The following is a 1,394-nucleotide window of genomic DNA, read 5'->3' on the forward strand; positions in this document are numbered from 1 at the left end:
GGCTGACAAAGCTGTTCCAGGCTGAGCAAATGGAGACGGGGATCCCGAGCGGCCTCTTCCCTTTCCTCCGGCAGGTTGTAGCCCCAGTCGGCCAAAAACAAGAGAACCTGCTCCAGCTCCGGCACCCTCTGCACCTGGCGCAGCGTTTGCAGGCGATCCTCCACAAACCACAGCTCCTCAGCCGGCAGTTGGGCGGCAGCCAGTAGCCGCTGTAAAGTGGTGGCCTTGGGGGCGCGCACCTCCTTGCCCAGAATGCGGTGGCGTGGCAGTTGGATCCCTTCTCGACCCAAGAGCTGCTGGATAAACCGCCCCTCTTTGGTACTGAGAATGGCCAGGCGCGGCTCCCCGGCAGCCTGAAGCTGGCGCATCCAGGCCGCCACCCCCGGATAAAACCGGTGCAGCCCCAGCCACCCCTGCAGATCCTCTTCAATCCAACGATCCCGCACGCCATCCAGCACTTGGGCCAAACCTAGCTCGGAGACCCCCACCTGCTGCAACAACCGCTGCCGCCAGCTGGGCCAGTCTTGGCGCAAGTCTTCCTCCCGGATCCCTTGCTGCAGCCCCCACAACAACAAAGGCATCTCCCAGCCGGTCTCAATCAGCGGGCGCAGACGGTCGAAGGCAGGACGCAGCGGCTCTAGCTGAGCAGGAGCCAGGCCCCACACCTGAGCACAAACGCGGCAGGAGGAAGCAAAATACTCCGCCCGCCCATCGCAGAGCACACCATCAAAATCCAGAACCAGAATGCGGGGGGACATTCGCCGGGGCCTAGCGAACTCCATACCTGAGTCCCCCTGAGGGCAAGTTGCAAAAATGGGGCCAGAGGCCAAGTTAATTCAACCAAACTGTTCCACCGGAGTGGCCCAACCTAATTGGATTCCGAGATACGAACGGACTGGATCTCCACTGGATTCAGCGGGCGATCCTGGGGGCCGGTGGGAGCCGTTGCAATTTTATCCAACACATCCTCTCCCTCGATCAATTGCCCAAAGATCGTGTAGTTGGGCGGCAGCGGGTAGTCGGCATGCATGATGAAGAACTGGCTGCCATTGGTGTTGGGGCCAGCATTGGCCATCGCCAAAGTGCCGCGGCTGTAGGGACGTTGCACCGGCTCATCGGGAAAGCGGTAGCCTGGCCCACCCCGCCCTGTACCCGTGGGATCCCCGCCCTGGATCATGAAGCCGCGGATCACGCGGTGAAAGATGACGCCATCGTAAAAGTGATCGTTGGCCAGAAAGACGAAATTGTTCACGGCCAGGGGAGCTTCCTGAGGAAACAGCTCCAGAACCATTGTGCCGGCGGTGGTCTCCATCGTGGCCGTGTAGGACTTGGCCGGGTCGATCACCATCGGGGGGGGATTGTTGTAGGTTTTCACGGGTTTGCCCAAGTGTTGT

General features: G+C 61.0%; 2 protein-coding genes. Both read right to left on the minus strand.

Features of this window, described 5'->3' with window-relative positions:
• Positions 1–758 (minus strand): HAD family hydrolase (locus NW837_RS10850; RefSeq protein ID WP_414331437.1); only part of this gene is annotated, 758 nt, incomplete at its 3' end.
• A gap of 110 nt (positions 759–868) precedes the next feature.
• Positions 869–1,348 carry a peptidylprolyl isomerase gene (locus NW837_RS10855; protein ID WP_011433087.1) on the minus strand — a complete coding sequence of 160 codons (480 nt, stop codon included), beginning with the start codon at positions 1,346–1,348 and terminating at the stop codon, positions 869–871.
• Positions 1,349–1,394 lie beyond the last annotated feature (46 nt).

This window comes from Synechococcus sp. R6-10 (assembly GCF_047461815.1).
Taxonomy (GTDB): domain Bacteria; phylum Cyanobacteriota; class Cyanobacteriia; order Thermostichales; family Thermostichaceae; genus Thermostichus.